Source organism: Streptomyces hygroscopicus subsp. hygroscopicus (genome assembly GCF_001553455.1).
Classification (GTDB): domain Bacteria; phylum Actinomycetota; class Actinomycetes; order Streptomycetales; family Streptomycetaceae; genus Streptomyces; species Streptomyces hygroscopicus.
This window is the reverse complement of sequence record NZ_BBOX01000468.1, coordinates 1-6,748: the sequence shown is the minus strand read 5'-3', so window position 1 is coordinate 6,748 and position 6,748 is coordinate 1. Positions and strand designations below refer to the sequence as shown.

The following is a 6,748-nucleotide window of genomic DNA, read 5'->3' as shown; positions in this document are numbered from 1 at the left end:
CCGCCGTGCTCGCCACGGTGGCGAGCACGGTGGTGGCGACCTGGGGCGTGCTGGACGTGTGGGTGACCCGGCAGGTCTGGCGCCAGCGCTACGGGGTGGTGTCCGGCCCCAGCAGCACGGCCCGGGAGCTGCGCCGGCAGCGCCGGCGGGCCCGTAAGGCGGATCCGGTCACCTCCCGGCCGGCCGCGGAGCGCGGGCCAGCTCGCGGCGCAGCCGCATGAAGGGCCGGGGCCGGTCGACGCCGAGGGCCGCGGTGGGGGCCGCGTCCCGTTCGTAGACGGCCAGGAAGCCGCCGCCGTCGGCCGGGTCCCCCTCGAGGATCCGGACCGTGTCGCCGGGCGCGCGCCGCCCGGCGTACTGGATGCGCGAGCCGTACTGGTCGGACCAGAAGTAGGGCAGCGCGTCGAAGGGTTCGACGGTGGACCCGGCGAGCAGGTTGCGGGCGGCGACGGCGCCCTGGAGCATCCCGCTGGTCCAGTGCTCGGCCCGGACGGTGTGCCCGGTGCCCGGCCGGGCCAGCCGGGCCACGTCCCCCACGGCCACCACGTTGGGCAGCGCGGTGACACAGCCCTCGTCGCACCGCACCCCGTCCTCCAGCAGCAGACCGGAGCCTTCCAGCCACCCGGTGACCGGACGCACTCCGACGCCGACGACCACCACATCGGCGGGCAGCAGCCGCCCGTCGGCGAGTTCCACGCCGGTGACCCGGCCGCCGCCGCGCAGACCGGCGACACCGGTGCCGCACAGCAGGGTGGCCCCGCCCCGCGCGTGCAGTGCGGCGCACACCCGGGCCATCTCCTCGCCCAGTTGGGGCAGCAGCGGCAGCGGCGCGGCCTCCACGACGGTGACGTCGAGTCCGAGGGCGGCGCAGGAGGAGGCGACCTCGGCGCCGATGAAGCCCGCGCCGATCACCACCACTCGTGCGGCGCCCGCGCGCAGCGCGGCCCGGAGCCGGATGGCGTCGTCGAGGGTGCGCAGGGTGTGCACGCCGGCCATCCGCGGGAGGGGCAGCGTTCTGGGCGTGGCCCCGGTGGCGATGACGACGCCGTCGGTGCGCAGGGTGCGGCCGCCGGTGAGGCGGATCTCCCCGGCCGCGGTGTCCAGTGCCTCGGCCCGGACGCCGAGCAGCCACTCGGCGTCCAGTTCGGCCTCCTCCTCGGGGTCGGTCAGGGCGAGGTGGCCCGGACCCTCGCCCGGGTCCGCGTCACCGGTCAGGAACTCCTTGGACAACGGCGGGCGGTCGTAGGGGCGGTGGCGTTCCTCCCCGACCACCACCAGCCGTCCGTCGTATCCCTGGGAGCGCAGGCCCCATGCCGCGTGCAGCCCGGCGAGCGAGGCCCCGACCACCGTGACCGTCCCGACCGTCGTCATGCCACGGCTTCTTCCGGTGCCGTGCGCACGGGGTCGCCGGGAACGGCGGTCACCGAGGGGTGGACATACAGCATTCCGTCCACGACCGTGACGGCGTGGGTCGTTACGGGCCTGCGGGCGGGCAGGCACGTCGGCCGGCCGGACCGCAGGTCGAACAGCGCGGCGTGCAGCGGGCATTCGACGTAGCAGCCTTCCAGCCACCCGTCGGAGAGGGAGGCGTCCTGGTGGCTGCAGGTGTCATCGATGGCGTAGAACGCACCGCCGGTGTGGAACACCGCGATCGCCGCGGTGGCGTCGCCGGCCTCGACACGTACCGACTCACCCTCCGGCAGGTCCTCGATACGGCAGACGGGAATCATTGGCCCCCCTCACGTTGATCGGTATCATGCGTTGTGGATGACGCACTGAAAAGCGCGATGCGCAACAGAATCCAGATCGTGAAGGCAGCCGTCAAGAGTTCCCCGGCCCGAGGGGCCCCACGCAGAGCCGTCGGATGGTGAGATCAGAACCATGACGAACACGACCGAGGAACGGGCCGAGGAGAAGCGGGGGGCCGCCGGGGCAGTGCAATCGGTGGACAGGGCGGTCAGCGTCCTGGAGATCCTTGCCAGGCTCGGCGAGGCCGGAGTGACCGAGATCGCCGACGAGTTGGGGGTGCACAAGTCGACCGCCTTCAGGCTGCTGGGCGTGCTGGAGAACCGCGGACTGGTCGGACAGGAACGCGACCGGGGGAAGTACTACCTGGGCGCCGGGGTGCTCAGACTCGCGGGCGCCGCCGCCATCCGTCTGGACATCTCGCAGGAGGGCGCCCCGGTGTGCCGGGCGCTGGCCGACGAGACCGGTGAAACGGCCAACATCGCCGTGCTGGACGGGGACGCGGCGGTCAACATCATGCAGGCGCGCGGCGCCGCGGCGGTGACCGCCTTCAACTGGCTGGGGCGGCGTACCGCGCTGCACGCGACCGCGAGCGGGAAGGTGCTGCTCGCGCATCTGCCGGGCGAACGCCGGGAGCGCCTGGTGACGCGGAAGCTGCCGCGCTTCACCGAGCACACCATCACCACCTCCGCGGAGCTGCGGCAGCAGCTGGAGACGGCGGCCGAGCGCGGTTTCGCCTACTCCTGCGAGGAGTTGGAGATCGGGCTGAACGCGGTGGCGGCGCCGGTGCGCGGCCACGACGGCGCGGTGATGGGCGCGATCGGCGTGTCGGGCCCGGCGTACCGGATGGCGCAGAGCCGGCTGCCCGATCTGGCCGAGTACGCGATGAAGACGGCCGAGGAACTGTCCCGCCGGATGGGCTTCCCCGGCTGAGCCGCCGCCCCACCCCACCACCGGTGACGAGGGGGCCGGAGTCTTCCGGCCCCCTCGTCGCTTTCCCCGGCCGGCCGCGCCCCGGTGCGCGCGGCCGCCGCGAAACCCCCCGTCACCGCCGGTTTACGGACGGTTTACGCGCACCCCTTGACCGCACGGGGCGGCGACTTTCAGGATGTCTCTCATCGCGCAACATGCCGCGCCATACGCAACTGGGGGGTAACCGGCGGCCGTTGGGGAACGGCCGCGGCCCCGCCCTGTCGTCGAGGCAGTCATGCCGGCTCCCGTGCACCGGTCCCTGCGAGCGCAGGAGAACAGAGGAGTGAGCCATGCCGCAAGAAGCCCGCGCCGCCGTCGCGGTCAAAAAGGGCGCCCCCGTGGAGGTGCTGCCCGTCCTCGTGCCCGACCCCGGCCCCGGTGAGGTGCTGGTGGGAGTCCAGGCATGCGGGGTGTGCCACACCGACCTGCACTACCGGGACGGCGCGATCGGTGACGAGTTCCCGTATCTGCTCGGGCACGAGGCGGCCGGAACGGTCGAGGCCGTGGGCCCCGGCGTCACCGCGCTCGCACCCGGTGACTACGTGGTCCTGGCCTGGCGGGCGCCGTGCGGCGGCTGCCGGTCCTGCCGCCGGGGCCGCCCGTGGTACTGCTTCGACAGCCGTACCGCCGCCCAGCCGATGACCCTCACCGACGGCACCCGGCTCAGCCCGGCCCTGGGCATCGGCGCGTTCACCGAGAAGACGCTGGTCGCGGCGGGGCAGGCGGTGAAGATCGACCCTTCGGCCCGCCCCGAGGCGGCGGGTCTGATCGGCTGCGGGGTGATGGCCGGTTACGGCGCGGCCGTGCACACCGGCGGGGTCTCCAACGGCGACACGGTCGCGGTGATCGGCTGCGGCGGCGTCGGCAACGCCGCGATCGCCGGGTCCGCGCTGTCCGGGGCGCGCCGGGTGATCGCCGTGGACATCGACGACGCCAAGCTGGACGCGGCGACCCGCTTCGGCGCCACCGACACCGTCAACTCCCGTGGCACGGACCCGGTGGCGGCGGTGCGCGAGCTGACCGGGGGCTTCGGCGCGGACGTGGTCATCGACGCGGTGGGCCGCCCCGAGACCTACACCCAGGGCTTCTACATGCGCGATCTGGCCGGGGTGCTGGTGCAGGTCGGGGTGCCGGACCGGGAGATGCGCGTCGATCTGCCGCTGATCGACCTGTTCTCCCGGGGCGGTGCGCTCAAGTCCTCCTGGTACGGCGACTGCCTGCCCAGCCGGGACTTCCCGGTCCTGGTCGACCTCCACCTGAGCCGCAAGCTCGACCTGGACGCGTTCGTCAGCGAGACGATCACGCTGGAGGAGGTCGAGGCCGCGTTCGCCACGATGCAGCGCGGCGGGGTGCTGCGGTCGGTGGTGGTGTTCTGATGACACGTGATGCCCGTGTCGTGATCGTCGGGGCCGGGATCGTGAGCTGTTCCCTGGCCGATGAGCTGACCGCCCGTGGCTGGAGCGAGGTCACCGTCCTGGAGCAGGGCCCGCTGCCGGCCCCCGGCGGCTCCACCTCGCACGCCCCCGGCCTGGTCTTCCAAACCAGCCCCTCCAGGACGCTCACCGGCTTCGCCCGGTACACCGTGGAGAAGTTCTCCTCCCTGAAGGTGGACGGGCTGCCCTGCTTCAACCCGGTGGGCGGTCTGGAGATCGCCACCAGCGAGGAGCGCTGGGCCGATCTGCACCGCAAGGCCGGGCTGGCGGCCTCCTGGGGCGTACGGGGCGAGCTGATCTCCCCGGCCCGGTGCGCCGAGCTGTGGCCGCTGCTGGCCCGGGACCGGATCCTCGGCGGTTTCCACACCCCGGACGACGGGCTGGCCCGCGCGCTGCTCGCCTCCCGCGCCCAGCTGGAGCGGGCCACCGCCCGCGGCGCCCGTTTCCTGGACCGGCACACCGTCACCGCCATCGAGCGGAAGGGCGGCCGGGTCACCGCCGTGGTCACCGACCGGGGCACCTTCCCCGCCGACGCCGTGGTCTGCGCGGCCGGGTTCTGGGGGCCGCTGATCGGCGCGATGGCGGGGGTTGACGTCCCCCTGCAACCGCTGGCCCACCAGTACGCCACGACCGCGCCGCTGCCCGAGCTGGCGGGCGTGAACGACCCCCGGACCGAGGCGAGCCGGCCGATCCTGCGCTTCCAGGACCGCGACCTGTACTACCGCGAGCACACCGACCGCATCGGCATCGGCAGCTACGCCCACCGCCCGCTCCCGGTCGACCCGGCGCGGCTGCCCGCGTACGACGACGCCCCGGTGATGCCGTCCTCGCTGCCGTTCACCGCGGAGGACTTCGCACCCAGCTGGGCGGAGAGCGTCGGGCTGCTTCCCGCGCTCGGCGCGAGCCGGGTCGAGAAGGGCTTCAACGGCGTCTTCTCCTTCACCCCCGACGGGATGCCGGTCATCGGCGAGTCCCGCGAGGTGCGCGGCTTCTGGCTGGCCGAGGCGGTGTGGGTGACCCACGCCGCGGGCGTGGCCCGTGCGGTGGCCGAGTGGATGACGGACGGGCGGCCGGGCACGGACGTCCACGCATGCGATCTGTACCGCTTCGAGGAGGCCCAGCGCTCCCCCGCCTACATCGCCGAGCGGGGACGGCGGAACTTCATCGAGGTCTACGACGTCATCCATCCGCTGCAGCCGGTGGAGCAGCCCCGTCCGCTGCGGGTCAGCCCCTTCCACGTCCGGCAGCGGGAGCTGGGCGGGTACTTCCTGGAGGCCGCGGGCTGGGAGCGGCCGCACTGGTACGAGGCGAACGCCGCGCTCGCCGAGTCCGTCCAGCCGCCCCCGCGCGACGCCTGGTCGGCCCGCCACTGGTCGCCCATCGCCGCCGCCGAGGCCAGGGCCACCCGGAAGCGGGTCGCGCTGTACGACATGACCCCGCTCGGGCGGCTGGAGGTCAGCGGGCCCGGCGCGCTGGACTTCCTCCAGCGCATGACCACCAATCAGCTGGCGAAGAAGCCCGGCGCGGTCACCTACACGCTGCTGCTGGACGAGGCCGGGGGCATCCGCAGCGATCTGACCGTCGCCCGGCTCTCGGAGCACCACTTCCAGGTGGGCACGGGCGGCGCCCTGGACCTGGACTGGCTGCTGCGCCACGCGCCCGATGACGTCCGTATCGCCGACATCACCCCGGGCACCACTTGCGTCGGCGTCTGGGGCCCGCTCGCCCGGGACCTGGTCCAGCCGCTGACCCCCGACGACTTCGCACACGAGGCGTTCGGCTACTTCACGGCCCGGCGCACCTTCATCGGCCACGTCCCGGTGACCGCGATGCGGCTGTCCTACGTCGGCGAGCTGGGCTGGGAGCTGTACACCACCGCCGACCTGGGCCTGCGGCTGTGGGACACCCTCTGGGAGGCCGGGCGGCACCACGGGGTGATCGCCGCCGGGCGCTCGGCCTTCAACAGCCTGCGGCTGGAGAAGGGCTACCGCGCCTGGGGCCATGACATGACCACCGAGCACGATCCCTACGAGGCCGGGCTCGGCTTCGCCGTCCGGATGGACAAGGGCGACTTCATCGGGCGCGCGGCGCTCGAGGGCCGCGGCGCCGGGACGGTGACGCGCAAGCTGACCTGTCTCACCCTGGACGACCCGGCCGCGGTGGTCATGGGCAAGGAGCCGGTGTACGCCGATGGCGTCGCGGCCGGCTATGTGACCAGCGCGTCCTACGGCTACACCATCGGCCGGACCGTCGCCTACGCCTGGCTGCCCGCCGCGATCGCCGTGCCCGGCACCGCCGTCCACATCGAGTACTTCGGCGAGAAGGTCCCCGCGACCGTCGCCGCCGAGCCCCTCTACGACCCGCGCGGGGAGCGTATCCGCCGCTGACGAAGGCCGCGGGGCACCGCCGCCCGGCGGCCCCTCCCGGCCCCCGCCCGCGAGGTGCTCGTCCCGACGATGCCCGCAAGGTGATCGTCCCGGCGCCGAGCGGCACGGGCCGTTCCGCCGCCCAGCGGCCGACCGTCCGCGGGGTGCGCGTGCCCGGTCCGGAGGAGTGCGGTCCGGTCCTCGCCGATCCGGCACTCACCGGTGCCACCG

Annotated in this window: 5 protein-coding genes and 1 pseudogene; 4 read left to right on the top strand and 2 right to left on the bottom strand. The window is 73.8% G+C overall.

The features are described from left to right. Window positions 1–221, top strand: a pseudogene (locus AXW62_RS45220) (hypothetical protein); the annotation flags it as partial. Here AXW62_RS45220 and AXW62_RS36240 read toward each other — a convergent pair. Next, window positions 169–1,371, bottom strand: a complete 1,203-nt coding sequence (locus AXW62_RS36240) for an NAD(P)/FAD-dependent oxidoreductase (protein WP_060948149.1) — start codon at window positions 1,369–1,371, stop codon at window positions 169–171. The pseudogene AXW62_RS45220 and the gene AXW62_RS36240 sit on opposite strands and share 53 nt — an antisense overlap. After that, window positions 1,368–1,730, bottom strand: coding sequence for a bifunctional 3-phenylpropionate/cinnamic acid dioxygenase ferredoxin subunit (locus tag AXW62_RS36235; RefSeq protein ID WP_060948148.1), 363 nt, complete (start codon window positions 1,728–1,730; stop codon window positions 1,368–1,370). The genes AXW62_RS36240 and AXW62_RS36235 overlap by 4 nt, the downstream gene beginning before the upstream one ends. Window positions 1,731–1,881: 151 nt before the next feature. Here AXW62_RS36235 and AXW62_RS36230 point away from each other — a divergent pair, with 151 nt between their 5' ends. From AXW62_RS36230 to AXW62_RS36220, 3 genes are all read left to right on the top strand, one after another. Then, the gene (locus tag AXW62_RS36230; protein ID WP_060948147.1) at window positions 1,882–2,679 is read left to right on the top strand and encodes an IclR family transcriptional regulator; all 798 of its coding nucleotides are present in this window, start codon (window positions 1,882–1,884) and stop codon (window positions 2,677–2,679) included. Between the two features lie 329 nt (window positions 2,680–3,008). Continuing rightward, window positions 3,009–4,094: an S-(hydroxymethyl)mycothiol dehydrogenase gene (locus AXW62_RS36225; protein ID WP_060948146.1), complete on the top strand. Its 1,086-nt coding sequence runs from the start codon at window positions 3,009–3,011 to the stop codon at window positions 4,092–4,094. Next, the gene (locus tag AXW62_RS36220) at window positions 4,094–6,538 is read left to right on the top strand and encodes a GcvT family protein (protein WP_060948145.1); all 2,445 of its coding nucleotides are present in this window, start codon (window positions 4,094–4,096) and stop codon (window positions 6,536–6,538) included. The genes AXW62_RS36225 and AXW62_RS36220 overlap by 1 nt, the downstream gene beginning before the upstream one ends. The last annotated feature ends 210 nt before the right edge of the window (window positions 6,539–6,748 follow it).

Coding starts and splice junctions, on each gene's coding strand:
- AXW62_RS36240 (WP_060948149.1), bottom strand. CDS start 1,371: ATGACGACGGTCGGGACGGTCACGGTGGTCGGGGCCTCGCTCGCCGGG.
- AXW62_RS36235 (WP_060948148.1), bottom strand. CDS start 1,730: ATGATTCCCGTCTGCCGTATCGAGGACCTGCCGGAGGGTGAGTCGGTA.
- AXW62_RS36230 (WP_060948147.1), top strand. CDS start 1,882: ATGACGAACACGACCGAGGAACGGGCCGAGGAGAAGCGGGGGGCCGCC.
- AXW62_RS36225 (WP_060948146.1), top strand. CDS start 3,009: ATGCCGCAAGAAGCCCGCGCCGCCGTCGCGGTCAAAAAGGGCGCCCCC.
- AXW62_RS36220 (WP_060948145.1), top strand. CDS start 4,094: ATGACACGTGATGCCCGTGTCGTGATCGTCGGGGCCGGGATCGTGAGC.